At 49.6% G+C, this 25,392-nt stretch carries 27 protein-coding genes; 15 read left to right on the top strand and 12 right to left on the bottom strand.

Translation table 11 applies throughout. The features are described 5' to 3' along the window. Positions 1-116 precede the first annotated feature (116 nt). The gene (locus tag AWQ21_RS07925; protein ID WP_012307242.1) at positions 117-404 is read right to left on the bottom strand and encodes an RNA-binding protein; all 288 of its coding nucleotides are present in this window, start codon (positions 402-404) and stop codon (positions 117-119) included. Between the two features lie 263 nt (positions 405-667). On the opposite strand from AWQ21_RS07925, the gene AWQ21_RS07920 reads away from it, so the two are divergent. Beyond that, positions 668-1,570 carry a histone deacetylase gene (locus AWQ21_RS07920; RefSeq protein ID WP_065714069.1) on the top strand — a complete coding sequence of 301 codons (903 nt, stop codon included), beginning with the start codon at positions 668-670 and terminating at the stop codon, positions 1,568-1,570. On the opposite strand, the gene urtE is transcribed toward AWQ21_RS07920, so the two are convergent. Next, positions 1,567-2,268 carry an urea ABC transporter ATP-binding subunit UrtE gene (gene urtE, locus AWQ21_RS07915; RefSeq protein WP_065715268.1) on the bottom strand — a complete coding sequence of 234 codons (702 nt, stop codon included), beginning with the start codon at positions 2,266-2,268 and terminating at the stop codon, positions 1,567-1,569. The genes AWQ21_RS07920 and urtE overlap by 4 nt on opposite strands. A 142-nt stretch (positions 2,269-2,410) precedes the next feature. Then, entirely contained in the window at positions 2,411-2,935 is a 525-nt protein-coding gene (locus tag AWQ21_RS07910; protein ID WP_012307239.1) for a peptidylprolyl isomerase, read from the bottom strand. 196 nt (positions 2,936-3,131) lie between these two features. Here AWQ21_RS07910 and AWQ21_RS07905 point away from each other — a divergent pair, with 196 nt between their 5' ends. Next, positions 3,132-3,371, top strand: coding sequence for a hypothetical protein (locus AWQ21_RS07905; protein WP_065714068.1), 240 nt, complete (start codon positions 3,132-3,134; stop codon positions 3,369-3,371). Next, the gene (locus AWQ21_RS07900; protein WP_065714067.1) at positions 3,364-3,909 is read left to right on the top strand and encodes a hypothetical protein; all 546 of its coding nucleotides are present in this window, start codon (positions 3,364-3,366) and stop codon (positions 3,907-3,909) included. The genes AWQ21_RS07905 and AWQ21_RS07900 overlap by 8 nt, the downstream gene beginning before the upstream one ends. On the opposite strand, the gene crtD is transcribed toward AWQ21_RS07900, so the two are convergent. Then, complete coding sequence (gene crtD, locus AWQ21_RS07895; protein ID WP_065714066.1) at positions 3,906-5,405, bottom strand: C-3',4' desaturase CrtD; 1,500 nt, start codon at positions 5,403-5,405, stop codon at positions 3,906-3,908. The two genes, AWQ21_RS07900 and crtD, sit on opposite strands and share 4 nt — an antisense overlap. 170 nt (positions 5,406-5,575) lie before the next feature. On the opposite strand from crtD, the gene ffh reads away from it, so the two are divergent. The 7 genes from ffh (at position 5,576) to ilvA (ending at position 12,996) form a co-directional block, all read left to right on the top strand. Further along, positions 5,576-7,012 (top strand): signal recognition particle protein, encoded by a 1,437-nt coding sequence (ffh, locus tag AWQ21_RS07890; protein ID WP_065714065.1) that lies wholly within the window; start codon positions 5,576-5,578, stop codon positions 7,010-7,012. A gap of 52 nt (positions 7,013-7,064) precedes the next feature. After that, positions 7,065-7,439 carry a group 1 truncated hemoglobin gene (locus tag AWQ21_RS07885; protein WP_065714064.1) on the top strand — a complete coding sequence of 125 codons (375 nt, stop codon included), beginning with the start codon at positions 7,065-7,067 and terminating at the stop codon, positions 7,437-7,439. An 84-nt stretch (positions 7,440-7,523) separates the two neighbouring features. Next, positions 7,524-8,336 (top strand): Dam family site-specific DNA-(adenine-N6)-methyltransferase, encoded by an 813-nt coding sequence (locus tag AWQ21_RS07880; protein ID WP_065714063.1) that lies wholly within the window; start codon positions 7,524-7,526, stop codon positions 8,334-8,336. Positions 8,337-8,458: 122 nt separating this feature from the next. Next, positions 8,459-9,640 (top strand): HEAT repeat domain-containing protein, encoded by a 1,182-nt coding sequence (locus AWQ21_RS07875; protein WP_065714062.1) that lies wholly within the window; start codon positions 8,459-8,461, stop codon positions 9,638-9,640. A gap of 76 nt (positions 9,641-9,716) precedes the next feature. Then, positions 9,717-10,781 (top strand): anthranilate phosphoribosyltransferase family protein, encoded by a 1,065-nt coding sequence (locus AWQ21_RS07870; protein ID WP_065714061.1) that lies wholly within the window; start codon positions 9,717-9,719, stop codon positions 10,779-10,781. A gap of 295 nt (positions 10,782-11,076) precedes the next feature. Continuing rightward, entirely contained in the window at positions 11,077-11,400 is a 324-nt protein-coding gene (locus tag AWQ21_RS07865) for a hypothetical protein (protein WP_012307230.1), read from the top strand. Between the two features lie 84 nt (positions 11,401-11,484). Next, the gene (gene ilvA / locus AWQ21_RS07860; protein WP_065714060.1) at positions 11,485-12,996 is read left to right on the top strand and encodes a threonine ammonia-lyase, biosynthetic; all 1,512 of its coding nucleotides are present in this window, start codon (positions 11,485-11,487) and stop codon (positions 12,994-12,996) included. A gap of 11 nt (positions 12,997-13,007) precedes the next feature. Here the strand turns inward: ilvA and AWQ21_RS07855 are convergent, their stop codons facing one another. Beyond that, positions 13,008-14,198, bottom strand: coding sequence for a glycosyltransferase family 4 protein (locus tag AWQ21_RS07855; protein ID WP_065714059.1), 1,191 nt, complete (start codon positions 14,196-14,198; stop codon positions 13,008-13,010). A gap of 495 nt (positions 14,199-14,693) precedes the next feature. Here AWQ21_RS07855 and trxA point away from each other — a divergent pair, with 495 nt between their 5' ends. After that, on the top strand, positions 14,694-15,017 hold the full coding sequence (gene trxA / locus AWQ21_RS07850) for a thioredoxin (protein ID WP_012307227.1): 324 nt from the start codon (positions 14,694-14,696) through the stop codon (positions 15,015-15,017). A 311-nt stretch (positions 15,018-15,328) separates the two neighbouring features. Here the strand turns inward: trxA and AWQ21_RS07845 are convergent, their stop codons facing one another. From AWQ21_RS07845 to AWQ21_RS07835, 3 genes are all read right to left on the bottom strand, one after another. Next, positions 15,329-15,778, bottom strand: a complete 450-nt coding sequence (locus AWQ21_RS07845; RefSeq protein WP_065714058.1) for a hypothetical protein — start codon at positions 15,776-15,778, stop codon at positions 15,329-15,331. 84 nt (positions 15,779-15,862) lie between these two features. Then, positions 15,863-16,336 carry a hypothetical protein gene (locus AWQ21_RS07840; protein WP_065714057.1) on the bottom strand — a complete coding sequence of 158 codons (474 nt, stop codon included), beginning with the start codon at positions 16,334-16,336 and terminating at the stop codon, positions 15,863-15,865. A 60-nt stretch (positions 16,337-16,396) separates the two neighbouring features. Next, on the bottom strand, positions 16,397-17,053 hold the full coding sequence (locus tag AWQ21_RS07835) for a GNAT family N-acetyltransferase (protein ID WP_232314922.1): 657 nt from the start codon (positions 17,051-17,053) through the stop codon (positions 16,397-16,399). Positions 17,054-17,268: 215 nt separating this feature from the next. Here AWQ21_RS07835 and AWQ21_RS16190 point away from each other — a divergent pair, with 215 nt between their 5' ends. Further along, positions 17,269-17,445 carry a hypothetical protein gene (locus AWQ21_RS16190; RefSeq protein ID WP_157094718.1) on the top strand — a complete coding sequence of 59 codons (177 nt, stop codon included), beginning with the start codon at positions 17,269-17,271 and terminating at the stop codon, positions 17,443-17,445. Between the two features lie 61 nt (positions 17,446-17,506). Here the strand turns inward: AWQ21_RS16190 and hemC are convergent, their stop codons facing one another. The 4 genes from hemC to mraY form a co-directional block, all read right to left on the bottom strand. Further along, positions 17,507-18,472: a hydroxymethylbilane synthase gene (gene hemC, locus AWQ21_RS07830; RefSeq protein ID WP_065714056.1), complete on the bottom strand. Its 966-nt coding sequence runs from the start codon at positions 18,470-18,472 to the stop codon at positions 17,507-17,509. A 146-nt stretch (positions 18,473-18,618) separates the two neighbouring features. Beyond that, a complete protein-coding gene (tyrS, locus tag AWQ21_RS07825) occupies positions 18,619-19,800 on the bottom strand; it encodes a tyrosine--tRNA ligase (protein ID WP_315862170.1) in 1,182 nt (393 codons plus the stop codon). A gap of 102 nt (positions 19,801-19,902) precedes the next feature. Continuing rightward, the gene (gene mrdA / locus AWQ21_RS07820; protein ID WP_065714054.1) at positions 19,903-21,708 is read right to left on the bottom strand and encodes a penicillin-binding protein 2; all 1,806 of its coding nucleotides are present in this window, start codon (positions 21,706-21,708) and stop codon (positions 19,903-19,905) included. Between the two features lie 57 nt (positions 21,709-21,765). After that, positions 21,766-22,860, bottom strand: coding sequence for a phospho-N-acetylmuramoyl-pentapeptide-transferase (mraY, locus tag AWQ21_RS07815; RefSeq protein ID WP_065714053.1), 1,095 nt, complete (start codon positions 22,858-22,860; stop codon positions 21,766-21,768). A 124-nt stretch (positions 22,861-22,984) separates the two neighbouring features. Here mraY and AWQ21_RS07810 point away from each other — a divergent pair, with 124 nt between their 5' ends. The 3 genes from AWQ21_RS07810 to AWQ21_RS07800 all read left to right on the top strand — a co-directional run bounded on the left by AWQ21_RS07810 (position 22,985) and on the right by AWQ21_RS07800 (position 25,376). Beyond that, a complete protein-coding gene (locus tag AWQ21_RS07810) occupies positions 22,985-23,836 on the top strand; it encodes an alpha/beta fold hydrolase (protein ID WP_232314920.1) in 852 nt (283 codons plus the stop codon). A 123-nt stretch (positions 23,837-23,959) separates the two neighbouring features. Continuing rightward, the gene (gene psbQ, locus AWQ21_RS07805) at positions 23,960-24,418 is read left to right on the top strand and encodes a photosystem II protein PsbQ (RefSeq protein WP_083997989.1); all 459 of its coding nucleotides are present in this window, start codon (positions 23,960-23,962) and stop codon (positions 24,416-24,418) included. Positions 24,419-24,582: 164 nt separating this feature from the next. Next, a protein-coding gene (locus tag AWQ21_RS07800; protein ID WP_315862169.1) for an IS5 family transposase occupies positions 24,583-25,376 on the top strand; the annotation gives its coding sequence in 2 pieces (ribosomal slippage) (positions 24,583-24,873 and positions 24,876-25,376; 792 coding nt in all). Positions 25,377-25,392: the final 16 nt, after the last annotated feature.

The raw sequence follows: 25,392 nt of genomic DNA, 5'->3' as shown, positions 1-25,392 counted from the left end.
GGCAACACAGCCCCATAAAAAATCCCACTGCCGATGGTAGTGGGAAACAAACCAATTTACTTTTGACGACAGCTAGACTAAGTAGCTGTATCGGGTGGTAATGCTACAAAAAAGCTTTAGTAGCGGCTACGGCCACCGCCACGGGAAGCGGGACGACGGTCTTCACGGGGTTTTGCCTTATTAACCTTGAGGTCACGACCCATCCATTCAGCACCATCTAGGGCTTCAATGGCCGCATTTTCTTCGTCTTCGCTAGACATTTCTACAAAGGCGAATCCTCTCGGTCTGCCAGTTTCCCGGTCAGTGGGAACTTGGACGCGGTTTACCTTGCCATATTCGGCGAAGGTTTCTTTTAGATCCTCATCAGTGACCTGATAGGACAAATTTCCAATATAAATCGACATAATTAACGAATATTCTTCCGAATCGGAGAATCGTAGAGGGCAGAGATTCGGAAAGCTACGCAGTCAGGAAAACTATTAGACAATCTCACTTAACTGGATCAAATCCTTATCTTGTTACGTTTGATTATAGCTGCTCTATTGGATTTTGAATCAGATGTCTAAATTTTTAATGGTCTTAGGCAGCTAAAAGCTAATCTTACTGCCCTTACTGCAAAAATTCTTTACAATCCTGGGAGGATAAATTGCTAATTTAGGGGCATGGTATGGGGTTTCCGGTTGTTTATCATCCTGATTATGTGACGCCGATTCCAGAGGAGCATCGTTTCCCGATGCCGAAGTTTCGGTTATTGCATGAGTTGCTGTTGGGGGATGAGGTGATTCAACCGGAGCAAGTTTATCAACCGCAATTGCCAGATCGAAGGTGGCTAGAACTTGTCCATGAGCCGGACTATGTGACGGCCTATTGCCAGGGAACATTGACCCCAAAGGCACAGCGGCGCATCGGTCTGCCCTGGAGTGCGGGAGTTGTGCAACGGACTTTGACGGCGGTGGGAGGGACGATTTTGACGGCGCAGTTGGCCCTAGAGCATGGACTGGCTTGTAATACGGCAGGGGGAACGCACCATGCTTTTCCGGGCTATGGGTCGGGATTTTGTATTTTGAATGATTTGGCGATCGCCACCCGGACAATTCAGCAACGGGGCTTGGCGAAGCGGATTTTAATCGTGGATTTAGATGTCCACCAGGGGGACGGCACGGCGTTTATTTTTCAAGATGACCCGACGGTATTTACCTTTTCGATGCATTGTGAGGTGAATTTTCCCAGCCAAAAGCAGCGCAGTGACTTCGACATTGGCTTGCCAGCAGGATTAGATGATGATGGCTATCTGCAAATTTTGGCCAAGCATCTAGAAGATCTCCTGAGTCAGGTGAAGCCGGATTTGGTGTTTTATGATGCGGGAGTGGATACCCATGTGGGCGATCGCCTCGGCAAATTAGCAATGACGAACTCCGGTTTGTACCGACGGGAGCGCATGGTACTGAGTACTTGTCTGGCGGCGGGCTATCCAGTGGCCTGTGTGATTGGTGGGGGCTATGCGAAAAATATCCATGACCTTGTGTACCGCCATTCCCTGCTCCATCGGGCGGCGCGGGATGTTTATTAAACGGCCAAAAATTCCTGGATTACAGCCTGGCTTAACTCGTGGGTACTCCCGGAAGCGACAATGCCCCCTTTCTGCATCGCGTAGTAACGGTCTGCCTGGCGCACAAAGTGTAAATGTTGTTCCACTAAAAGCACAGAAATTCCTGTTTCGGCAATAATCTGTTTCACGGCTGCTTCAATTTCTAAAATGATCGACGGCTGAATCCCTTCGGTGGGTTCATCCAGGATCAGTAATTTCGGTCGGCCCATCAAAGCTCTGGCGATCGCCAATTGTTGTTGCTGACCCCCACTGAGGTCGCCCCCCATCCGGTGCAGCATTTCCTTGAGCATTGGGAATAAATTTAAAATTTCTGAGGGGATATTGCTCTTATTGCGGCGGCCCTTGGGTAATGCCTCTAAGCCGAGGAGTAAATTTTCTTTGACTGTGACCCGGGGAATAATTTCTCTTCCTTGGGGAACATAGCCAATCCCAGACCGGGCACGGCGATCCGTCGCGAGGGAATTAATTTCTTGGCCCAAAAAACGCAGTTTCCCGGTGCGGGGGGGCAATAATCCCATGATGGTTTTTAGGAGCGTTGTTTTCCCGACGCCATTGCGACCAATTAGACACACCATCTCCCCTTGGGGCACATTCAAATCTACATTCCGTAAAATGTGGCTCTCACCGTAATAAACATTGAGATCAGAAACATTCAGAATTGGGGCATCGTTAGCTTGGGTCATGGTTTCAAAAAAACAAAAAAGGGGGAATATTTGGCTTCCTCATCATAGACAGGAATTCTCCCCCCGTTTCGTAACAAAAACAGCAGTATTTTTTTTGCAGTGTTAAATACTGTCGAACCTAAAGCTCGCCACAATCGGCGATCGCAATTTCCTGTTTCGGGGCACCGCTACCAGAACCTTGGGCCTCCATCGCTTTGACCACATCCATCCCTTCGATCACCTTGCCGAAGACTACGTGCTTACCGTTGAGCCAAGGAGTCAGGGTCGTGGTGATAAAGAACTGGGAGCCATTGGTATTGGGGCCACGGTTGGCCATACTCAGCAACCCAGGTACGTTGTGGCGTAGTTCAAAGCTTTCGTCTTCAAAAGTGTCTCCATAAATGGATTCGCCGCCGGTGCCGTTGCCGTTGGTAAAGTCTCCCCCCTGGCACATGAATTCAGGGATCACCCGGTGAAATTTAGAACCTTTGAAATGGAGGGGTTTGCCCCGCTTGCCGATGCCTTTTTCGCCAGTGCAGAGGGCGCGGAAATTTTCAGCAGTTTTGGGGGCAACGTCGGCTCGGAGTTCAAAAACAATGCGTCCGGCACTTTCGCCGCCGATGGTGATGTCGAAAAATACTTTGGGGTTGGGCTGTTCGCTCACGATGTACTTGTCCTAAAAAATGTCGTCTCTTTAACCAAATGGTACTGCAAGGGTGGCCTGAGGCGATCGCCTGCGGAGAAATCAAGAAATACGTTCATTTAGGACTTCATTGTTAGTTGACATACGGCAACAGCAAGGATAGGTTAATAGTTGTTATTCCAATCAAAGTACAAATGACCAGTAGCATGGGATGTCAATGGGCAAGCTACACCACAACAAAGAAATTGCAGCCGCCATACAAGAAGCATTAGAACAAGGTTGGATATTCAAAAAATCTAGCGGTTCTGCCCATGCTTTTGGGGTTTTACTTTGTCCAGAACATAGTTGGTTGGGTTGTAAAAAATCCGTTCTGTCTACACCCCGTAATCCTGAGAATCATGCTAAGCAAATCAGAAAAGCCATTAAACAATGCTCCCATTCAGAAGACAATGAATAATTATGAATTTACGTTGGTTTTAGCAAATATTCATGACTTTGATGAACAGCTTGTTGATCGTATTTTTGAAGTAGGTTGTGACGATGCTTCATTATTAACCCGTAATGGTGTGGTTTATTTAGATTTTGATCGTGAAGCAGCTTCTTTCAGTGAAGCCGTTTGGTCAGCGATTCGTCAAGTTGAAAGCATTGCTCAACCTAAGATTCGTGTTGATAGTATTCAGCCAGATGATCTAGTGACAGTTTCTGAAATAGCACGTCGTATCCAAAAAAGTCGTGAATATGTGCGTTTGTTAATCAATGGTGAAAGAGGTACTGGCAATTTTCCATTGCCTATTTCTGGGATGAGTCAAAAATCAATGATCTGGAGCTGGTCAAGGGTTTCTCAATGGCTATTTAAACATGATTTAGTTTCAGAAGAACAGGTGGCGATCGCCCAAGAAATTGCAGATATAAATCAATATCTTTTTCATCGAGATCATTGGTTAGAATTCAATCAACGAATGAAAAAAATTGAAGCTCGTTTATTGACTGTTTAAGTTGCCTGTTCAATTTGGCGCACAGCAGTCAAGGCAGAATAACTTACCCCAGCCGTGCCTTCTCCTGGGTGGACGGAATCCCCCACAAGCCACACATTTTTAAAAGGGGTTCTGGTGGCGAATCCAAAGGGCGCAAAGGTTGAAATCCGCTGCCCCACCCCACCGACAAAGCCTTTATGTCGGGCCGTATAGAACGCAAAAGTGCGTGGGGTTCCGGCTTCTTGGACAATGATATTTTCTGGGGAAAGGTCAAAATAACGGCCTAATTTGGCGATCGCCTCTTGGGTGTAACGTTCTTTGCGTTCTGCATAACCTTCGCCAAACCAGGGATCCGGATCGACGAAAGAAGAAGCAATAATCGTCCGATGACCCTCTGGGGCGCGACCATCATTGGGTTTACTCACCGAAACAAAAAGGGAATTATTTTCGCCAATTTCTTGGTCATAATCATAGAGAAATTGCAGGTGGGGGGGGCAGTTTTCGGGAATGGCAACCTCTTTTACACCCAAGTAAACAACAAATGCTCCTGATGGATCTGGTAAATTTTCAATGCGTTTTTGATAGATTTTCTTGAAAATTGATGGGGGTGGATTTTCTGAAATTTTGATTAAATCTTGGACGATGGTATTAGCGACTATGTGATCAAAGGCTTGGGTTGAAATTTCATTTTTGCGCTGATCAAAGACTGTTAATTGAGGCATAGTTTGACCCAAGTCAATTTCCTTAATTCGGTGGCGGGTAAGGAGAGTTCCCCCATGTTTTTCTAAGGCTTCGATGAGGCGATCGCTTAAGACTTGCATACTACCCTGGAGATGAAATAAGCCTTGGGGCGTTTGGGAAACCGCAAGGGCCGTCGCACCATAGAGCAACGCTGTTTCGGAAGTATCCACCTGGGAATACAGTTTTAACTGCAAATCCAAAAAAGTTTTCAATCTTTGATCTGCCGCAACACCACATAATTTCAGCGCGTCTAAAACCGTCAGCAAAGCAAAGGGAACTGTCACCAAAGTATCTAGCCGAAATGCCTTAATCAACTGCACAATATCCCAAGAATTACGGGGCGGCACCACCGGATCACGGCCTTGAAATTGCCAACTCGCCGCAAATAAAACCTTTAATAAATGCCAGAATTTTTCGCTCTTGGGAAATTGTTGGAGCCGTTCAGCTTCCCATTTTTCGGCATCACGCCAGACATTGATCGGTTCTGTTTCACCCGGTAAAAACACCGCACAGGCCGGATCGCAAACCGTCGCTGCGGGTAAATCTACGCCCAACTCTTGAAAAATGCGCTGGTGGATGCCCCCTGTTTCTAGGCCTGCCACCTGGGTTGCCCCCACATCGAAGGTAAAGCCCCGACGCTTAAAAGTGGACGCACAGCCCCCGGCGATCGCCGCCTGCTCATAAACCGTGACATCGTAGCCCCGTTTCGCCAACAGAGCCCCCGCCGTTAAGCCACCAATGCCCGCCCCAATAACCGCAACCTTGCCCTTACTCATCCCTAAAATGTCCGTTACAATTCTTTACCTTTTCCTATTGTCCGAAATTTGGCCTTTCTTGACAAAAAGGCGATCGCCCCTGATAAAGAGAGACTGCCGAACCTGCGACAGTCCGCAACTTGGTAAAGTATTTAGACAGTCACTAAACAGCCCACCCAGAGAAAAGACCTATGTTTGACGCCCTAGCCGAACGCCTAGAAGATGCCTGGAAATCCCTCCGGGGCCAGGACAAAATCAGCGAATCTAACATCAAAGAAGCCCTAAAAGAAGTCCGTCGTGCCCTCCTCGAAGCCGACGTCAACCTCCAGGTGGTCAAGGGCTTTATCTCTGATGTAGAAAAAGCGGCAGTCGGTGCAGAAGTGATTTCTGGCGTGAATCCAGGGCAACAGTTCATCAAAATTGTCTACGACGAACTCGTCAAAATCATGGGGGAGAGCAACGTTCCCCTCGCCGAAGCAGAAAATAAGCCCTCCGTGATTCTTATGGCCGGGCTGCAGGGGACCGGGAAAACCACTGCCACAGCCAAGCTTTCTCTCTATCTCCGTAAGCAAAATAAAACCGCTCTGATGGTCGCAACCGACGTTTACCGTCCAGCGGCGATCGATCAGCTCAAAACTCTCGGTGAACAAATTGATGTGCCTGTGTTTGACCTGGGGAGTGATGCAAATCCCGTTGACATTGCCAAACAGGGAGTCGAAAAAGCCAAGGAACTCGGTGTTGATGTCGTCCTTGTGGATACAGCGGGTCGCTTGCAGATCGATGCCGACATGATGGCCGAACTCAAGCAAATTAAAGACACGATTAACCCTGACGATACTTTGTTGGTCGTTGACTCGATGACAGGTCAGGAAGCCGCCAGTTTAACCCGCACCTTCCACGAGGAAATTGGCGTTACCGGGGCCATTCTCACCAAGATGGACGGTGATACCAGAGGTGGGGCGGCCCTATCAGTGCGGATGATCTCTGGTCAACCGATTAAATTTATTGGGGTTGGCGAAAAAGTAGAAGCTCTGGAGCCGTTCTACCCAGACCGTTTAGCGTCGCGTATCCTCAACATGGGCGATATTCTCACCCTTGTCGAGAAAGCTCAAGAAGCCGTCGATCTGTCCGACGTCGAGGAGATGCAGGCCAAGTTACTGGAAGCTCGCTTTGACTTTGATGACTTTCTCAAACAGATGCGCCTGTTAAAAAATATGGGCTCCCTTGGCGGCATGCTTAAGCTCATCCCTGGCATGGGTAACAAAATTGATAAAAATATGCTCGAACAGGGAGAAGTGCAACTGAAGCGTGTGGAGACCATGATTAACTCCATGACTAAAGAGGAGCGCAAAAATCCGGATGTCTTAGCCCAAACCCCCAAACGCCGTACCCGCATCGCTAAGGGTTCTGGATTATCAGAAAAAGATGTCTCGAAACTCATTGCTGACTTTACCCGGATGCGGAAGATGATGCAGCAAATGGGCCAAGGGGGTGGCTTACCCGGCATGGGTGGACTCGGTGACATGTTCGGTGGGGGGATGCCTGGTATGGGGGGACGTCCTGGCCGTGGTGGTACACCGAAGAAAAAGAAAAAGGCGAAAAAGAAAAAAGGTTTTGCTGACCTCTAGGTTTTCGTTGTTACGATGAATGGGATGGTGCCAAATAAACGGAGGTTCGCCTATGGCTAGTTTGTACGAAAAGTTAGGTGGCGCAGCGGCAGTGGATCTTGCGGTGGAGAAGTTCTACGGTAAGGTTCTGGCTGACGAACGGGTCAATCGTTTTTTTGTCGACACTGACATGGCCAAACAAAAGCAGCACCAAAAGGATTTCATGACCTATGTTTTTGGGGGAACGGATCGCTTTCCGGGTCGTTCGATGCGGTCGGCCCATAAGGAATTGGTTGAAAATGCTGGCCTAACGGATATCCATTTTGATGCGATCGCCGAAAATTTGGTGTTGACCCTCCAGGAATTGAATGTGTCCCAAGATTTAATCGACGAAGTCGTCACCATTGTGGGTTCAGTGCAGCACCGCAATGATGTTCTGAATCGCTAGCATTTAATGCTTATATGTTGAACTAAAGTGAAGGAATTATACGATGGGGTTGGTATTATAAAATCCTGTCGTTTTTTTGTGTCTATGGTTAATCCTGAAAATTTAACACCACCATTAAAGTGGGCTGGTGGTAAACGTTGGCTTGTGCCGACTCTAAAAACAATTTGGGAGGATTATCAGGATTTTCAATTGATTGAGCCGTTTTGTGGTGGGTTGGCGATCGCCTTGGGGTTGGCTCCCGAAAAAGCAATTTTAAATGACATTAATCCCCACCTTGTTAATTTTTATAAGCAACTTAAAAAAGGCTTGAAAAGTGACATTTTAATGAAAAATGATGCTGATCTCTATTATCAATACCGAGAACGGTTTAATAAGTTAATTGAAAATAATCAGAGTGAGACCCAAGAGGCAGCAAGCTTATTTTATTATCTGAATCGGACTGGTTTTAACGGCCTATGTCGATTTAATTCTCAGGGAAAATTCAATGTTCCTTTCGGTCGATATCGTTCAATTAACTACAGAGATGATTTTTTAGCCTACAAAAATTTATTTCAAGCTTGGCATTTTCAATGGGGAGATTTTGAAAAAATGCCAGTTGATGACCACAGTTTTGTTTATGCTGATCCGCCCTATGATGTGGAGTTTCGTCAGTATGCCGCCGGGGGATTTAGTTGGGCCGATCAAGAACGATTAGCCACCTGGCTGGCACAGCAAACGGTGCCAACGATTGCTTCGAACCAAGCCACACCCAGAATTTTAGATCTTTATCAAAGTTTGGGTTTCACTGTGACAACTTTGAGCGCCCCACGACGCATTGCCTGCAACGGCGATCGCACCCCTGCCCAAGAAATGCTCGCTTTCCGTAATTTGGCAGCAAAAGATTTATTGAATACATGAAAATTATGCAATTTATGCAATTCCCTCAGGCATCCTGTAAATTGTGATACCAGTTTTCCGGAGAGAGAGACTTACCTTGAAGGTCTGTCAACATTTTGTGTCGCAGTAAGGGGAGTGAATTCATGGGGCGAAGAAATACAGCACTGTCTGATGTTGCCCAACAGCCAACACTCCAGGAATTTTTGCAGTTATATATGACGGCGGATATTCGTCAGGAACCCACCGCCCAAGCCTGGGCCTTTCAGTTACTCCGGGAAGGGACATTTCAAGAACGCTGGCGACTGGTTAAGGTTTTTGCAAAACTAGGCCCAACGGCGATCGCCCCTCTTTTGACCATCGCCGAAGACCACACCGCCGAAACTGAATTACGTTGGTTTGCGATTCGCATTTTAGGGCAGTACCAAGATCCTGAGGCGATCGCCCGCTTGATTTTACTCATTGACCATTGCTCAGAAGAATTCCTCCTCGAGGAAATCATAAGAACTTTAGTGCAGCTAGAAGGAAAAGCCGTTGATTATTTGGTGCCGCTTTTGGCCAAACCAGAAAGTCGCAGCCTCGCCGTCAAAGCTCTGTGTAAACTGCGCTATCCGCAAATTATTGATCCCTTGCTGACGGTCATTGATGACCCAGATCCCCAAATACGGTGTTTAGCCATCGAAACCCTCAGTCAATTTCGCCAGCCGCAAATTTTTACTGCCCTGCTGTCTGCCCTAACAGATACCGTCGCCCAGGTGCGTCGGGAGGCGGTCAAGGGTTTGGGCTTTTGGGGCCAGTCCGTTGATCCGGTTGTGTTGTGCGAAAAAGTCCAGCCATTGCTCTACGATTTCAACCTGGAGGTTTGTGCCCAGGCCGGGTTTACCCTCAGTCGTTTCCCAATTCCCCAAGCAGCCAAGGCGATCGCCACTGTACTGCAATCTCCCCATACTCCCGAACCGTTGCAATGTAGTCTGATCCAAGCCCTTGGTTGGTTAGCAATCCCAGAAAGTCTAACCCAGCTCGAATCCTTGCTCTACCACGAGGCTGACACGATTGTCCTAGAAACGCTCAAGGCCCTTGGCCGGATCACCGAACCCAGTCTCCGGGGACAGGGCACAGCGATCTTGCTTCAGTTTTGGCAAAAAGTTTCCCAGCCCCAACCCTTGCCGATTCAACAAGCGTTTGTTTATGCCCTCGGCCAGCTCCAGGATCTCCGCGCCCAAACCTTACTAACTGCCTTTAGCCAAAGCCCCGAAAAGCCGATCCAACTCCACGCGATCGCCGCCCTGAAAAAAATTGGTAGCGCCACAAGTTCCGAACTTGGCTGATTTTTAGAAGCCAATCAGTTAAGCTAATTATTTCTTAATCTGAGAAAATCCATTTCCCCACCCACAGCAAGGCCCCATGAGTACCGAATTTCGTGAGCTACTGAAGAAAGTTGGCAGCGGTAAACACACCAGCAAAAGTTTGACCCGCGCCGAAGCGGCGATCGCCTTAGACATGATGCTCGATGGTACTGCGACCCCAGCCCAAATCGGGGCCTTCCTCATTTCCCAACGGATCAAACGACCCACTGGGGTAGAACTGGCAGGGATGCTCGATACCTATGACCGCCGCAGTCAAAAATTAGACCCCCTCCCCGATGGTGAAAAAGTTTTTATCTTGGGGATTCCCTACGATGGCCGCACCAAAACAGCCCCCATTGCACCGATCACGGCTTTGATCTTGAAAACGGCTGGGGTGCCGGTGCTCCTGCACGGTGGCGATCGCCTCCCGACGAAATATGGCCTCCCCCTCGGAGAAATTTGGCAAGCCCTGGGCCTGGATTTCAAAGCCCTCAGTTTTGCCCAATTGCAAAGCTACTTCCAGCGCACCCATTTTGCTTGCTGCTATACCCCCACCCTCCTGCCCGCTAGCCAAACCCTGATTCCCTACCGCGAAGAATTAGGCAAACGTCCTTCCCTGGCAACCCTCGAATTGGTCTGGTCTCCCTATGGCGATCGCCAAGCCCACACCATCGCCGGTTACGTACATCCCCCCACCGAAGCAATTATCCGCGATACGTTTACAGAGCGGGGTAACCCTCCCTATACCCTGATCAAAGGCTTAGAAGGCAGTGGCGATCTGCGCATTTCCCAGACCACCATTGTTGTCACCAATCAAACCGAATCCGCCGATGAATTTGTCTATCTCAAACCCAATCCCTATGACTATGGTTTAGGGGGCGAAGACATTCATCTAGAGAGCCCGGATCAATACTATAAAGATCTCGCCGCACTGCTCCAGGGACAGCCCTCACCCTTAACTGATTCTGCTGTGTGGAATGGGGGCTTTTATTTGTGGCATTGCGGCAAAGTCAAGGATCTCCAAAGTGGCTTAGATTTAGCCCAAACTTGGCTCAAAACCGGAAAATTGCAAGAAACCCTCATGGCCCTCAAGGCTGATTTAGGGGCAAAAATAGCCTCTTAAAATTTCAATAATCACATCAATGATTGTCATCTAAATCTTTTTATCGATCACAATCTTAAAAATTTGTAAAAACAAAGTTTTCAGTCTAGACTAAAGGGAAGATACCGAAATAGTATTTTTTCATTAGTCAGATGGCTGGGCTTGTTTTTTATGGCAGTTCACCATTGTATATGTGGGAAGTTTCGCCTGGCGTTTTCCCCCCATTGATACCAAAAGCTAGTCTTGTTTTTTGGTGCATTTAGTAAAGGGTAATGTGATCTTGTAATATTCGTTGACGTTAGGGAGGCAGAGTCAGATGATGACAAACCATGCTGTACAACGGTTGGTGGAATTGGCCGAAGGCATTTACATCGAAACTGCGATCCCGAGGGAAAGTCATCCTGCCCTACGGTCTGGCTTTGCGGGTTATCCCAGTAATCCCCGTTGGAATGTCCGAAAGTATCAGGCTTGGAAACAGGGGAAGCAATGGCGACAAGCTTTAGATAATGGGCAACTGGTGGTTGAAGAGCAGCACCTAGTCCCTGTGGTACAACCGGAATGCCAAGCCCCACCTCTCCCCAAAAAAACAACGCGAGATTGGCGATCGCCCCTCAAGAAATTGACCTTTTCGTTGAACTAGGCTTTCGTGGATTGACGGGATGGGGGTACAGTAAAATCCTCACACTTTTATCTGTCTTAAAAAATTCCCGTTGGCGATCGCCCTATGCACTGCGATTATTTGATCCAAATTTTAAATGCCCGCGTCTACGACGTAGCCCAAGAAACCCCCCTCGAAGTGGCCCCCAATCTTTCGCGCCGCCTCCACAACCACGTGTTGCTTAAGCGGGAGGATATGCAGTCAGTATTTTCTTTCAAGCTGCGGGGCGCCTACAACAAGATGGCACACCTGACCCCAGAGCAATTGCAATGTGGTGTGATCGCTGCCTCCGCCGGGAACCATGCCCAGGGGGTCGCCTTGGCCGCAACGAAATTGGGGACTCGGGCGGTGATTGTGATGCCCGTGGTGACCCCCCAGGTGAAGATCAATGCGGTTAAAGCCAGGGGGGGCGAGGTAATCTTGCATGGGAATGCCTATGATGATGCCTATGCCCATGCCCGTAAACTCGCCGATGAACAGGGGTTAACGTTGATCCATCCCTTTGATGATCCCTACGTGATCGCCGGGCAGGGCACCATTGGTATGGAAATTTTGCGCCAGTGCCAACAGCCGATCCACGCAATTTTTGTGGCGATCGGTGGTGGCGGACTGATTGCGGGGATTGCGGCCTATGTGAAGCGGGTACGGCCTGAGATCAAAATTATTGGTGTCGAACCCGTCGATGCCGATGCCATGAAACAATCCCTCGAAACAGGGGAACGGGTGCAATTATCCCAGGTGGGCTTATTTGCCGATGGGGTAGCGGTGCGCTACGTCGGGGAAGAAACGTTTCGCCTGTGCCAGGAATATGTCGATGAAGTGATTCTGGTTTCCACCGATGATACCTGTGCGGCGATTAAAGATGTGTTTGAGGATACCCGCTCTATTTTGGAACCGGCCGGGGCGTTGGCGATCGCCGGGATGAAAGCCTATGTAGAACGGGAAGGTATTAAGGACGAAACCTTAGTGGCCGTTGCCTGTGGGGCGAATATGAACTTTGATCGCCTGCGGTTTGTGGCCGAGCGGGCCGAACTTGGGGAGGGTCGAGAAGCGATTTTTGCGGTGACAATCCCAGAACAACCAGGCAGTTTGCGGAGATTTTGCCGTTGTATGGGGAGCCGCAATTTAACCGAATTCAACTATCGCATTGCCGATGAGCAGGAAGCCCATATTTTTGTGGGGGTACAAATTTCTGACCGCAGTGAAATTAAGACCCTCGCCGAAACCTTTGAAGCGCATGGCTTTAAAACCCTCAATCTCACCGATGATGAACTCACAAAATTGCACCTGCGTCACATGGTCGGTGGCCGTAGTCCCAAGGCAACCCATGAGTTGTTCTATCGCTTTGAGTTTCCCGAATATCCAGGGGCTTTGATGAAATTTGTCGATACCATGAGCCCCCATTGGAATATTAGTGGGTTCCACTATCGTAATAATGGTGCTGATTACGGACGGATTGCGATCGCCGTCCAGGTTCCCCCCGCCGAAATGGACGATTGGCAAACGTTCCTCGACCAACTCGGCTACCGCTACTGGGACGAAAATCAAAATCCTGCCTACAAACTCTTTTTAGGCTAGATAAATCGCTTTTATTCCCAGACCACGGCGGCCCGCTCCTGGACAATACGTTGGTAAACCTGCTCCGTGGCGATCGCCAATTTTGCCCAATTAAAGCGCCGGGGCAGATCCGCATAGGCATTTTCCACGAGGATTTTGGCATAGTCTGGGTGTTGTAAGACCTCTAAAATCCCCCAGGCAAGGGAGCTGGCCACATTCGCATAGGTGACAATGCCCGTTTCCCCATGGATAACCACCTCCGGTAAGCCGCCCGTATTGGAAACGACCACCGGGACTTTCGCCGCAAAACTTTCGAGGGCCACAATCCCAAAGGGCTCATATAAACTCGGGAACACGGCGCAATCGGCGATGGTTTGGAATTTATCCAAATCTTCGTCAGACATAAACCCCGTGAAATTGCACTGTTCCCAGATGCCCAAATTCCAGGCCTGTTCCTTGAGGCGATCGCTATTACCGCCCCCGATAATCACAAACCGGACTTTCCCCCGCATCACCTCCAGAATTCGGGGCGCGGCACTCAGGAGCACGTTAATCCCTTTTTCGTAGGTCAAACGCCCCACATAATAAACAATTCGATGGTCATCGGGGGCAAACTGACGGCGAAAAGACTGACGGTCAAAACTGCCCGCATGTTGTTTTTTTTCCGGCCGAATCCCATTAAAAATCACATCCATTTTTGGCCAGGGGGTTTGCAAGGCCCGCTCCAGTTCATGGCGCATGTATTGACTACAAACGATCACCCGCCAAGCCTCATGGGAGAGCATTTTTTCCTTGCGGGCAATGTAGCGGTGAGTATCGGTGTGAATGCCATTATGGCGACCATATTCCGTGGCGTGAATGGTAGCCAAAAGTGGAATTTTAAACTGATTTTTTAAGGCGATCGCCGCATCAGCAACTAACCAGTCATGGCTATGGATTAACTCACAGAGGCCCGTTTTTTCTAAAAAAGCCGCACCATAGGCCAGCATTTCTTGGTTCATCGCCCCCACCCACTCGAAAAAATCAGGGTGATCCGGCACCACGACCCGATGCACATGGATCCCTTCGACAATTTCATAGGCTGGCGCTAACCCCGTGGCCAAGGTCAACATATGAACTTCATGGCCCAGGCGGACAATTTCTGGATACAATTCCCCCACATGGCGAGCAATTCCGCCCACAACCCGGGGGGGAAACTCCCAACTGAGTACTAAGATGCGCATTGTCCCATCTCCCTCACCGCTTGCAAAAATACCCTTTCTTTCCCCATGCATTTAACCTCTTAAAGAAATTTCACAGCTCGCCGAGCGGGTCTGAACAAACGCTCTTTTTTCCTTTACAATAGAGATGGGCAAAAACTTTTGCGATAAAGAATGAAAGTTTTTGTTCACTCCTCACACCATACTTCGTCCGAATCGCCATAGTATTCGGGCGTTTTTTTTGTCAGTAATTTAACAGGATTGTTGCGCGCAAAGTTGCCGACTCCCCCTGGGATCAATCACCTTTCTTGAAAAGGTTTGCTTGTCGTATCCCCCTGAGCGATGGAGGATAAAAAAAGCTCGCTATATCCTAGCATTGGTTTTCCTTCAGTTTTCAGGAAAGCAACAAACGCAAAATTTTCTATCATTTTGCCCAAAGTTCCAAATGGGTCGGGACCTTTATGCTAGAATCCGTAGGTATCCTTAGAAAAATCTTGTATAAATTAGGAATTTAGAGGCATGTCAAAAACTGCCGCAGTCACAGACGCAACCTTTCAAGAAGAAGTCCTCGAAAGTGACGTCCCTGTACTCGTCGACTTCTGGGCTCCTTGGTGTGGTCCCTGTCGTATGGTTGCTCCCGTCGTGGAGGAGATCGCCGAACAATACCAAGATCAAATCAAGGTGTTTAAGCTCAATACCGACGAAAACCCTGGTGTCGCCAGCGAATATGGTATTCGGAGCATCCCCACCTTGATGATTTTCAAAGGGGGCAAAAAGGTCAGCATGGTAGTCGGTGCTGTGCCCAAAACAACCCTCGCTGCTGCGATTGATAAAGAACTTTAACGGCAAAGGGTTGAAATCCCCGCCCCTTGGGGCGTAATACTCTATGATCATATCGTTGACACGGCAACGGATAGCGAAAACCAAGCTAGACACATACAAAGTATTTTTGGTGACCGTGATTTTTGTCCTCGGGAACCGGGGAGTCCGCCTATCGCCAGAATATAAGACTCGCTATTCCTCGGAATAGAAAGCTGTTCTTTGGGCAGGCAGTCCCGCTGCTTGCGGCGGGGTAGTTCACTAACTTCAACGCACCATTAGCCAGCAACGGCATTATTCTACATCTGGCTTTCGTCTTTAACCCTAGTGTCTTCCTAGGGTTTTTTGGTGTCTGGCTGGGTGGCGATCGCCTTTAGTTTTTGATAAGCATCGGAATTTGCCAACTCTGGTGGCGGCGAGAAGGCGGCAATTTCAAGGCTTGGGGAGGGTAGTTGTGGGGATACACGATTGGGTTGACCAGGCTGAGCAAGGGTCGTCTTGGTAGGAAGTTCAGCACAAATGAGGCTTTCAAAGTCCCGATTAAATTGGACTTGGGGCTTTCCCCAGCGTTGCCAAACCCGCAGAATTGCCGTGACAGAAATTTTTTTATAGCGGCCCCGATACAGAGCTTCGAGGACAGCAAGGCGAATCCAGGCAATAGAACTATGGGAACACCATTGCTCAATGGTGGCGGCAGCGGTCTGACCATTGAGTTCAAAGCCATAATATTCTAAGAGGGCAATCGTTTCGGCGATCGCCTGCTGTTCTGGGATGCTCTCCCCCATGCCAACTGTTCTCCTCTTGGTGACTGATTTCTATCATCCCCTAAAGGTGAGGTTTACAACAATCCAAAGGTGAACATTTTGCCGTTAGATTTCTGAGCGGTTGACACGGTTACGCACCTTAGCGATGGTTTGGGGGAGTACTCCCACCAACTCAGCAAAGACATCATCGGACAGTTGGGCAGCCGTGTCGAGGTCAAACCAATTTTCAAACTGATTTAAGATAACTTGGGCCCGCTGTTCTGGAACGGGTTTGTCGGTGATTTGCTTCAGAAGTCTGACCCATTGCCGCCGAATGAGATAGGCCTTTTCCCGCTCGGTACCGGGCGCTGGCACTAACAAGGACAGGGCACCCACGGCAATTACCGATTCTACATCTTGATCAAAAACGCCACCAATGATTGCTCCCGGGCCAGCAAAATCGCCGTGATAGGCTTTGCGTAAAATCAAGCCATTTTTACGGCGGGGGTTTACCATCAAAAGTTCTCCCTGCTTCAATTGGGTCAAAATTTGACGATGGTCGATGGGAGAATTTGTGGTTGAGCGGGAGGTAGAGCCCATGGCAAAGGATAAAGAACAGTGGCGATCGCCAAACCAGCGGCGGTGAACAAACAAACCTGCTTAGGGAGATAAACTCTTTTGGACAAAGAGACGGCGCGGCCGACGGAGTACCCAAGCACTTAGGGGACGTTCTGCATATTTAATATCATACCCACAACTGAGATAGAGTTGTTTGGCGGCTTGATTATTTTCCAAGACATGGAGGGCCACACTGCCATAATTCCAGTAACGCACTTGGGTTTCACACCGGGCCAAAAGTTTTCGGGCGATGCCCAGGCGACGGTATTCGGGATTGACTGCCAAATTGGAAATATAGGGGGCCTTGGCAGGGGCGATCGCCAGGGCATTGAGATAGCGCACCGAAATTTCTACTGTGCCGACAATTTCCTCAGTTGTTGTCGTCTGCATTGCTGCCACAAAACAAGCATGGTGCTCTTTAGTCTGTTTGAGACGGTGATGTAAATCTTCATAGACCCCCAGGCGCAGGAGGGGAGTTAACCATCCCCAAGTGCCTTGGTAGTGATGGAAACTATGGGTCAAGACCGTTGCCAGGGCGCGGGCATCCTCTAGGGTAGCAGGCCGAATACTCAAGGTACTCTGGCTGAGGGTCGCATCGGCTGACGACAGTTGCGGGATATTCCAAACAGAAGAAAGACGAGGATTCACCAAGCCTCCGGAAACAAGGGTAAAATTTTCTAGGAAAACTTGAAACCACAAACCATTGTGCCAATTTTATGAATGGCTTGTCGAGGGATAGATTTTGCCAATAGTTTACGAGTCTCTAAATTTGTGGGTCGCTGTTCTTTCATGACGCTCACCCAAAGTTGGCAGAAACGTCTTGAATGAAAGACTGTTGAGGCACTTAGGCAAGCCGATAACATTCCAAATGCACGCCTGAAAGCGGCACTGCGCATTGTGAGGAGATCTTCACCATGGGACGAAAATCTAAACTTAAAAAACAACGTAAAGCGGAGTCTCAAAACTCACCAACCACAACGTCTCCATCGCCTAAGGGAGATATCGAGACCTTGAATCGGCTTGGCTATGGCGAACACAATCGACTGCGATCGCCAGAGATTCCTACAGACCGACCAGAACCCCAGTTATAAAGTTGCTATGAAAATCCCCCCTCCCTTGGAGGAGGGTGCAATCCATCACTCAACTACGGAATTAGGCACGGTTCGCTTCGTTAATTTCGGCCAAAATCTTGTCTGCCCCTTGGGCGATCGCCTTTTGGGCTAATTCAATACCGAGTTGTTCTGCATCAGCGCGGCTACCACTGACTTCATCCCGGATGAGGGTTTGCCCATCTAAGCTCGCAACCATTCCCACCAGAGTCAGGCGATCGCCTTCAATGATCGTGTTGACCCCAATCGGCACTTGGCAGCCTCCTTCTAACTGACGCAGGAAAGAGCGTTCCGCATAACAGCGATCGCGGCTCTCGGCATGTTCGAGCACAGGCCGCAGCAGACCCAAAATCTCTTCATCCCCATCCCGGCATTCGATGCCCAAGGCCCCCTGCCCCACCGCATGGAGAGAAATATCACTGGAAATAATCTGGTGGATGCGATCGCCAAAATCAAGCCGTTGCAGACCTGCCGCCGCTAGGATAATTGCGTCATACTCGCCCCGGTCTAACTTCGCCAGACGTGTATTCACGTTGCCACGAATATCTTTAAACTCCAAATGGGGGAAATGGTGCCGCAGTTGGGCCAAACGCCGCAGTGAAGAAGTGCCAATTATCGAGCCTGGTGGGAGGGTTTCTAGCTTTTTATCCCGATGTTTTTCGTTAACCACCAGGGCATCCGCCGGGTCAACCCGTTCCGTGACACAGCCAAGCATCAACCCCTCAGGCAAATTCGTCGGTAAATCCTTCAGGGAATGCACCGCAAAATCTGTCTCCCCCTTCAACATGCCGTCTTCGAGTTCCTGGGTAAATAATCCCTTATCGCCAATTTTTGACAGGGCCACATCCAGCACTTTATCCCCTTGGGTTTCCATGGTTTGTACTTCAAAGGTGATCTCTGGATAGGCTTTTTGCAGCTCATCCCGTACCCAATAGGTTTGGACTAAAGCAAGTTGGCTTTTGCGGGAGCCAATCCGCACAGTGCGTTTCGAGGGGGTCTCAGCGGTCATATCAATTCGGATTTATAAAAATGATCTTAAAATTTTGACTCAAACTAGGGTATCGCGTTGTCCGTCCCTAATCGCAGAATTTTTTCTGAGAACAGCCGGAAATGTTACAACTGTTCATGAAATCCTTAGAAATCAGAGTCCTAATCCTAGGGCACGAGGCGGACAAATTTCTTTTTCCCCACCCGGAGCACCTTATCTACCAATTGCTCAGGCTTCTCAAAGGTAAGATTCATATCCGTGATCCGCTCATCATCGAGACGAACTGCGCCCCCTTTAATTTGCCGACGACCATCGCCGCCACTGGAACACAAGCCAGAAGCACCCAAAATATAAAACAGGGGTGAGGGAAATTCCACTACCTTCAGGGAAAATTCTGGAATATTGGCGGCGGCCACATCCTGCACGGCTTTCTCGGCATCGACCGCCGCTGCAGCCCCATGGAATTGGGTGACAATGTCCCGGGCCAGGAGTTTTTGTTGGTCACGGGGGTTTGCAGGTAAGGTCTGGAGATCTTGTTTGGTCAGGAGTTCAAAATAGTCCTTCAGTAGGCTATCGGGGGTATTTTGCAACTTTTGGTACATGGTGTGGTGGTTGTCCTGGAGGCCCACATAGTTATTGAGGCTTTTGGACATTTTTTCTTTGCCATCGGTACCAATCAAGATGGGGAGTAATAGACCAAATTGGGGCTTTTTCCCAAAGTGCCGCTGGAGATCTCGCCCTACCGCAATATTAAACTTTTGGTCAGTGCCCCCAAGTTCTACATCCGCATCCACAGCCACCGAGTCATACCCCTGCATCAGGGGATAGAGAAATTCATGGATATAAATCGGGTTTTCGCTTTGGTAACGTTTGGCGAAGCCTTCTTTGGCCAACATTTGCTGCACCGTCATCGTCGCCAGCAGCTCTTGGATCTTGGCTAAATCTAAATCCTTAAGCCATTCGGAGTTGTAGCGAATTTCGAGGCGGTCTGGGGTCTCAAAATCGAGGATCGGCCGCAGTTGCTCAAGGTAGGTTTCGGCATTTTGTTGAACATCGGCGGCACTGAGTTGTTTGCGCACTTCTGATTTGCCGGTGGGGTCGCCAATCTGGGCGGTAAAGTCACCGATAATTACTACGGCGGTGTGGCCGGCGTCTTGAAAGGCGCGCAGTTTACGGAACGGGATACTGTGGCCGAGGTGCAAATCAGAGCCTGTCGGATCAATCCCTAATTTGACCCTCAAGGGGCGATCGCCTGTCTGGAGAACCTGGGCTAAATTTTCTTCAGGATTATCCGGAAAAATTTCGCTGGTGCCACGGGTTAGCCACTCAAGATTCGCAGACATATTCACAGGGGATTTTGTTAACTCAGTTGTGGAAATTTGAACCTGCCCATTGTGCCATATTCTGCTGAAATTATTGAACGCAGCTCAACGACAAGCTATCCATTCTGGCTATTCTGGCATTGCTGATGTAGATTCCGGAGTTTCGGCCTTTCCCTTGAGTTCAAAATAAGCAGCCATCACATCCCGCACCATTGGCCCGGCCACAGAACCACCACCACCGCCGGAGTGTTCCGCAAAGGCCACGACAACGATTTCGGCATCGTCGTAGGGAGCAAAGGCACCGAACCAAGCATGGTTTTCCCGGGGGGGTGCCTCGGCGGTACCACTTTTACCCGCTGCCGTCGGAATGCCAGGGACATTTAGCACTGTGCCGGTACCATTAGTAACCACAGCCCGCAGGCCTTTACGAATGGTTTCTAGGGTACTAGGGGCCATGTTGAGGGAGGTTTTTACCGGGGTATCGGTTTGGACGAGGTGGGGTTTGACCAAATAGCCTCCATTGGCTGTCACTGCAAACATCTGGGCCACTTGTAGGGGGGTGGCCAAAGTTAAACCTTGACCGATGGACATATTCACAGTGTCCCCCACATTCCAAGGCCGATCGAGGCGCGCTTGGGTCCAATCATTATCCGGAATTAGGCCACTGGTTTCTTCGTTGAGTTCAATGCCAGTGGGTGAACCAAACCCAAAGCGGCGCGACCAATCAATGAGCGTTTCGCCGCCAACACCCCGTCCCACTTGGCCAAAAAAGGTATTACTACTCCAGGCCATCGCTTTCACGTAGCCGGCGGCGCCAAAGCCAGCCCGGTTCCACTCGTAGAAACGAACCCCGGCAGCGGCAAGGTAAGGGCTAGTACTCAACACTGTATTGGCTGGGTATTTGCCAGATTCCATCCCGGCAGCGGCGGTAACGATTTTGAAGGTCGACGCTGGGGGAAACCCACGAATGGCCCGGTTAATGAAGGGATCGCCCTGGGCTGTGACGGCGGCCCATTTTTCAGGGGAAATGCGGTCAGAAAAAATATTGGGATCAAAGCTTGGGTAGCTCGCCATCGCTAAGACATCGCCATTGCGCGGATCGAGGGCCACGATCGCCCCTTTGCGCCGTCCCAAAACCCTCTGGGCAACCTTTTGGAGTTCGGCATCAAGGGTCAGGCGGAGATCTTCTCCGGCTTGGGCTGGTTTTTCCCCGAGCATTTTTACAAACCGGCCATCGCGGTCTACTTGAATTTCTTGACCGCCCCATTCCCCACGCAGACGCGATTCTAGGGATGCTTCTAGACCTAATTTACCGATGTAATCTTGGAGACGATAGCCCTCGGTGCGGCGGGCCTCGAATTCTTCGGGGGTTAATTCACGGGTATAACCGAGAATATGGGAGGCCGTATCGCCTTCAGGGTAGTAACGAACGGGTTCGATGATCACCTCTACCCCGGCGAGGGTCTGGTGATGTTCTTCGATGGCGGTGACTTGGGCAAGGGTCAGATTACGGGCGATCGCCAAAGGTTCAGTAGCGTAGATATCTTGGGATTCTAGGCGCTTTTCAATTTCGTTGGGGGCAATGCCCACCAACTGAGAGAGCAATTGTTTTGTTTTTGGCCAATCGGGTCTTGTGCGAGCTACGGGCCACACATAGACGGCATGGGCGAGTTTTGTTGTCGCCAATACCTTGCCATGACGGTCGAACATATTGCCCCGGATCGGTGGTTTGGGCGCAATGCGGACACTATTGCTGCGGGCCGTTTGCCGTAGTTCCTCTCCCTTAACGAGTTGCAAAAAAGCCAAGCGAGAGCCAATGCCGCCCAGGAGTGCCAAGCTAGCGGCAAACATAATTCCCCAGGGACGAACACCCCGGCCAACGGTGCGACCCGATTCTTTGCGTGAGGCTTTTGCAAGGGGAGAAATAAGGGTCATGGATGCCTAGGAAAAAAAGGAAAATTGATTCTAATTTTAGCGTGCTCAATTGGCTTTTTAGGTCAGGACAAAACTGAGCAGGACTAAGCCCAGGTTAATCAGATAAAAAGCGCCGACAATCTGGGTTTCGGGCCAACCACTGAGTTCTAGGTGGTGGTGAATGGGCGCCATTTTAAGCAATCTTTTTCCCTGACCTGTTTCGTCTTTGGTGGCTTTGTAATAACTGACTTGGGCAATGACAGAAACGGCCTCAATGCAAAAAATGCCACTGATAATCAGCAGGCCCCAAATGTTACCGCTGAGAATTCCCGCTGCGGCCAAGCCGCCCCCCAGGGCCAGGGAACCAGTATCTCCCATGAAAACTTTTGCGGGATTACGGTTGTGGTAAATGAAGCCCAGACAAGCTCCACTTAGGCAAGCACAGAGTAAGCTCAAGCCCGGATGTTCAGGTAAAGCGAGGGCACCCACACCCAGGAAGGCGATCGCCCCTGTGCCCCCGGCTAAACCATCAACACCATCGGTGAGGTTCGTGGCATTACTTTCGGCGACCATCGCAAATCCGGCCAAGGCCCAAAAGAAAATGCCGAGGGGTAAACTCAGCCCTGCAAAGAAGGTAATTGTGGTCAGTTCCGGAGCGGTGACGGCGAGCCAGATACAAAACACCACGGCGATCGCAATTTGGAGGATCAGCTTCATCCGGGGGGAAATGCCTTTATTGGATTTGAGGCGCAGCACTTGCCAATCATCTACCCAACCGATCACACCGTAGGCGAGGGTCACGAGGGCCACGGCGATCGCCTCTGGATCAAACCCCGTAAAGATCACCCCAGCTACCAGGCCAACAGGCAGGAAAATGAGGCCACCCATGGTGGGAGTTCCCGCTTTTTTGAGGTGAGCCTGGGGACCTTCTTCGCGAATAATTTGACCCGTTTTGAGCCGTCGCAACAGGGGCACGATCCACACCCCAGAGATCCCCGCCATAATCGCTGAGACCAAGACCGGAATCCATAGGGGCAAAACATTGCTAGGGTTCAGTTGGGGCTGATGGCTAATCAGTACAGCGAGGCCCACCAGTAAGGCGCTTAAAAGACCCAACAGTTGGGTGCCAGAAGGTTTCTGAAAAAAGAGAGGGAGTGACGATTTACTTTCCACGGGGTTATTTGGCGTTGATCAAACTTCCCAAAAAGATAGCATCTCCCTGGCTCTATCTCGCTTCACCCAGGGGACTTTGTTTTGGTCGAGGAGTGTGCCACAGTGAAAATTTCACTTCACTGTTATGGGGGCTAATGAAATCATGGCGATCGCCGAACAAAAAATTACCGTCAGAGACCTCACTTGGTTCTACCGCGAGACTGAAAAATTAGACAATGGCCGCCTGCCGATCCTTTTTCTCCACGGACTGCCATCCCACAGTTACGGTTGGCGTGGTGTCATGAAACGCTTGGCCGCTGCAAATTTTTACTGTATTGCCCCGGATTGGCCCGGATCTGGTTTTTCGAGTTACCCCAGCAGTCGGGAATTTTCCTACCGAGCCGAGGCTTTTCAAGGGGCGTTAAAGGACTTTCTCGCCGCTTTAGAAATTGAGCGTTGTCACATTGTCACCCAGGGATTTCTCGGTCATGTGGGCGTTTTATTTGCCCTCAACGAACCAGAACTATGCGATCGCCTGGTCATTCTCAATAGCCCGATCCTGCCGGGGAGTAAACTGCCCTGGGTGATGCAGCAGTGGGGCCTACCCCTCGCCGGTGATATGCTCACCCAGGATCCGCTATTAGTAGACCGCACCCTCGAAAAAGGCAGTGGCTTCGTGATTGGTGATCCTGATCTTGCCACCTACCGTAAACCCTACAAAACGAGTTCCGCTGTGGGCCGCGCCCTGATGACCACCGTGCGTCGCTTTGATTTGCCGAAGGTGTTGCCGGACTTGGGCGATCGCCTCAAAAATCGCCCGGAACCGACCCTGTTTCTTTGGGGGACTCAAGATCCTTGGTTAGACAATGACCAGATCAAAAACTGGGTCAAAACAGAAACCGCCCACCGTTGGGAAGCCCTGCCCGAAGCCAAGCATTATCCCCAGGAGCATTTTCCGGAGGCGATCGCCCCTGTACTGAGTGAATTTCTCGGCTAGGGAACCAGGGGAGCCATAAAAAAATATGAATGGCGCTAGTCGAAAACCTGATCTCAGTCCCATTTGTGAGATGATGTTGGCAATTGAAAACCTGATAACGTCATTAAGCTTTAATACATAACCATGATGCTACGTTTGCGGTCAGTTTTGTCCTTGCTGTTGGTGGTCATCACCACTTTTCTCGTTAGCTGCTCTGGCCCCGCGGCCAAAGTCCCCGATACCTATACCCCTGATCGGCTTGCCCAAATTCAACTGTATGCCACCCCGGTCGATGAGGCGCGCCAAGGGATGGAAACTCTTGGTAAATTTGTCCAGGAAAATAACTGGATTGATACCCGTACCTATATCCACGGGCCTCTGGGATTCCTACGCCGTGACCTCACCTACTTAGCAAATACTTTGCTGCCGAGTGATCAAAAAGCGGCGAAGAACTTTATTGATGAAATCTTTGCCCACCTAGAACGTCTTGATGTCGCGGCCCAAAATAAAAATGAGGCAGCAACATCAACGGAATATAACAATGCCATTGCTGATTTTGATGCTTTCTTACGGTTGATCCCGAGTGATGCTGAAGCAAGTTAATTAAAATTTCTAGATTTTAAAAAATCCTTTGTGAAAGTAATGAGGCGGTCAGGCGATCGCCTTTTTTATTGCTTGTTTTTTAGAGGATGTCTGAGAAGGGTATGGCGGATAAAAAAATAGAGATTTAGCCTGTAGAAGTACATAAATCTCTAATCTCAAAAATCATGTCTACATCCTATCCGACAGACCTCACCGATGACCAATGGTCTCTCCTTAAACCCCTACTTCCCTCAGCTAAATCGGGTGGTCGTCCCCGCTCCACTGACCTGCGTCAAGTCGTTAATGCTCTCCTCTATATCCTCATGGGTGGTATCGCCTGGCGCTTACTGCCCCATGATTTCCCCAAATGGCAAACCGTCTATCACTACTTCCGCCAATGGCGTGACGATGGCACCCTCGAACGTATTAACCAAACTCTCCATCAGTGGGAACGCACCACAGGTCATGACCACCCTCCTCACCGAGCTATGGGGTGGTGGATTCTCAATCGGTGGATACAGCAACAATGATTCATCAGGATGTTGGAGTTGATGGAAATAAGAAAGTTAAAGGTCGCAAACGACACATCATGGTGGATAGCTTGGGCATTTTGATGGCCGTAGTGGTAACTGCCGCCAACACCGCGGAAGGTCAAGGATTAAAGCTATTGTTGGCACGAATCCAAAGGATGGGACTGAATCTAGAGTGTTTTTACCTGTTGTATGTGGATGGGGGGTATCACGGAGAAAGTCTTGTGCGCTGGGTAATGGACAAGTTTGGCTGGATATTGGAGAAAGTATTACGTCCGGAGGAGTGCAAAGGATTCACAGCATTACCAAGGCGATGGGTAGTGGAGAGAACCTTTGGCTGGTTTTACTGGTGCCGCCGTTTGAGTCGAGACTATGAATGTAATACGAGGAGTGCGGAAGCGTGGATATATCTAGCATCCATTCGCATCCTTCTGAGGCGCTTGGCGTAATCTTTACAATATTTTC

Source organism: Picosynechococcus sp. PCC 7003 (genome assembly GCF_001693255.1).
In the GTDB taxonomy this organism is placed as follows: domain Bacteria; phylum Cyanobacteriota; class Cyanobacteriia; order Cyanobacteriales; family MRBY01; genus MRBY01.
The sequence above is the reverse complement of the archived record's forward strand: the minus strand, read 5'-3'. Positions and strand labels throughout refer to the sequence as shown.

What these genes read in the sequence shown, in the direction of transcription:
- AWQ21_RS07925 (WP_012307242.1), bottom strand. Translation starts at nt 404, where the DNA reads ATGTCGATTTATATTGGAAATTTGTCCTATCAGGTCACTGATGAGGAT.
- AWQ21_RS07920 (WP_065714069.1), top strand. Translation starts at nt 668, where the DNA reads ATGGGGTTTCCGGTTGTTTATCATCCTGATTATGTGACGCCGATTCCA.
- AWQ21_RS07905 (WP_065714068.1), top strand. Translation starts at nt 3,132, where the DNA reads ATGGGCAAGCTACACCACAACAAAGAAATTGCAGCCGCCATACAAGAA.
- AWQ21_RS07900 (WP_065714067.1), top strand. Translation starts at nt 3,364, where the DNA reads ATGAATAATTATGAATTTACGTTGGTTTTAGCAAATATTCATGACTTT.
- crtD (WP_065714066.1), bottom strand. Translation starts at nt 5,405, where the DNA reads ATGAGTAAGGGCAAGGTTGCGGTTATTGGGGCGGGCATTGGTGGCTTA.
- ffh (WP_065714065.1), top strand. Translation starts at nt 5,576, where the DNA reads ATGTTTGACGCCCTAGCCGAACGCCTAGAAGATGCCTGGAAATCCCTC.
- AWQ21_RS07885 (WP_065714064.1), top strand. Translation starts at nt 7,065, where the DNA reads ATGGCTAGTTTGTACGAAAAGTTAGGTGGCGCAGCGGCAGTGGATCTT.
- AWQ21_RS07880 (WP_065714063.1), top strand. Translation starts at nt 7,524, where the DNA reads ATGGTTAATCCTGAAAATTTAACACCACCATTAAAGTGGGCTGGTGGT.
- AWQ21_RS07875 (WP_065714062.1), top strand. Translation starts at nt 8,459, where the DNA reads ATGGGGCGAAGAAATACAGCACTGTCTGATGTTGCCCAACAGCCAACA.
- AWQ21_RS07870 (WP_065714061.1), top strand. Translation starts at nt 9,717, where the DNA reads ATGAGTACCGAATTTCGTGAGCTACTGAAGAAAGTTGGCAGCGGTAAA.
- AWQ21_RS07865 (WP_012307230.1), top strand. Translation starts at nt 11,077, where the DNA reads ATGATGACAAACCATGCTGTACAACGGTTGGTGGAATTGGCCGAAGGC.
- ilvA (WP_065714060.1), top strand. Translation starts at nt 11,485, where the DNA reads ATGCACTGCGATTATTTGATCCAAATTTTAAATGCCCGCGTCTACGAC.
- AWQ21_RS07855 (WP_065714059.1), bottom strand. Translation starts at nt 14,198, where the DNA reads ATGCGCATCTTAGTACTCAGTTGGGAGTTTCCCCCCCGGGTTGTGGGC.
- trxA (WP_012307227.1), top strand. Translation starts at nt 14,694, where the DNA reads ATGTCAAAAACTGCCGCAGTCACAGACGCAACCTTTCAAGAAGAAGTC.
- AWQ21_RS07845 (WP_065714058.1), bottom strand. Translation starts at nt 15,778, where the DNA reads ATGGGGGAGAGCATCCCAGAACAGCAGGCGATCGCCGAAACGATTGCC.
- AWQ21_RS07840 (WP_065714057.1), bottom strand. Translation starts at nt 16,336, where the DNA reads ATGGGCTCTACCTCCCGCTCAACCACAAATTCTCCCATCGACCATCGT.
- AWQ21_RS16190 (WP_157094718.1), top strand. Translation starts at nt 17,269, where the DNA reads ATGGGACGAAAATCTAAACTTAAAAAACAACGTAAAGCGGAGTCTCAA.
- hemC (WP_065714056.1), bottom strand. Translation starts at nt 18,472, where the DNA reads ATGACCGCTGAGACCCCCTCGAAACGCACTGTGCGGATTGGCTCCCGC.
- mrdA (WP_065714054.1), bottom strand. Translation starts at nt 21,708, where the DNA reads ATGACCCTTATTTCTCCCCTTGCAAAAGCCTCACGCAAAGAATCGGGT.
- AWQ21_RS07810 (WP_232314920.1), top strand. Translation starts at nt 22,985, where the DNA reads ATGGGGGCTAATGAAATCATGGCGATCGCCGAACAAAAAATTACCGTC.
- psbQ (WP_083997989.1), top strand. Translation starts at nt 23,960, where the DNA reads ATGATGCTACGTTTGCGGTCAGTTTTGTCCTTGCTGTTGGTGGTCATC.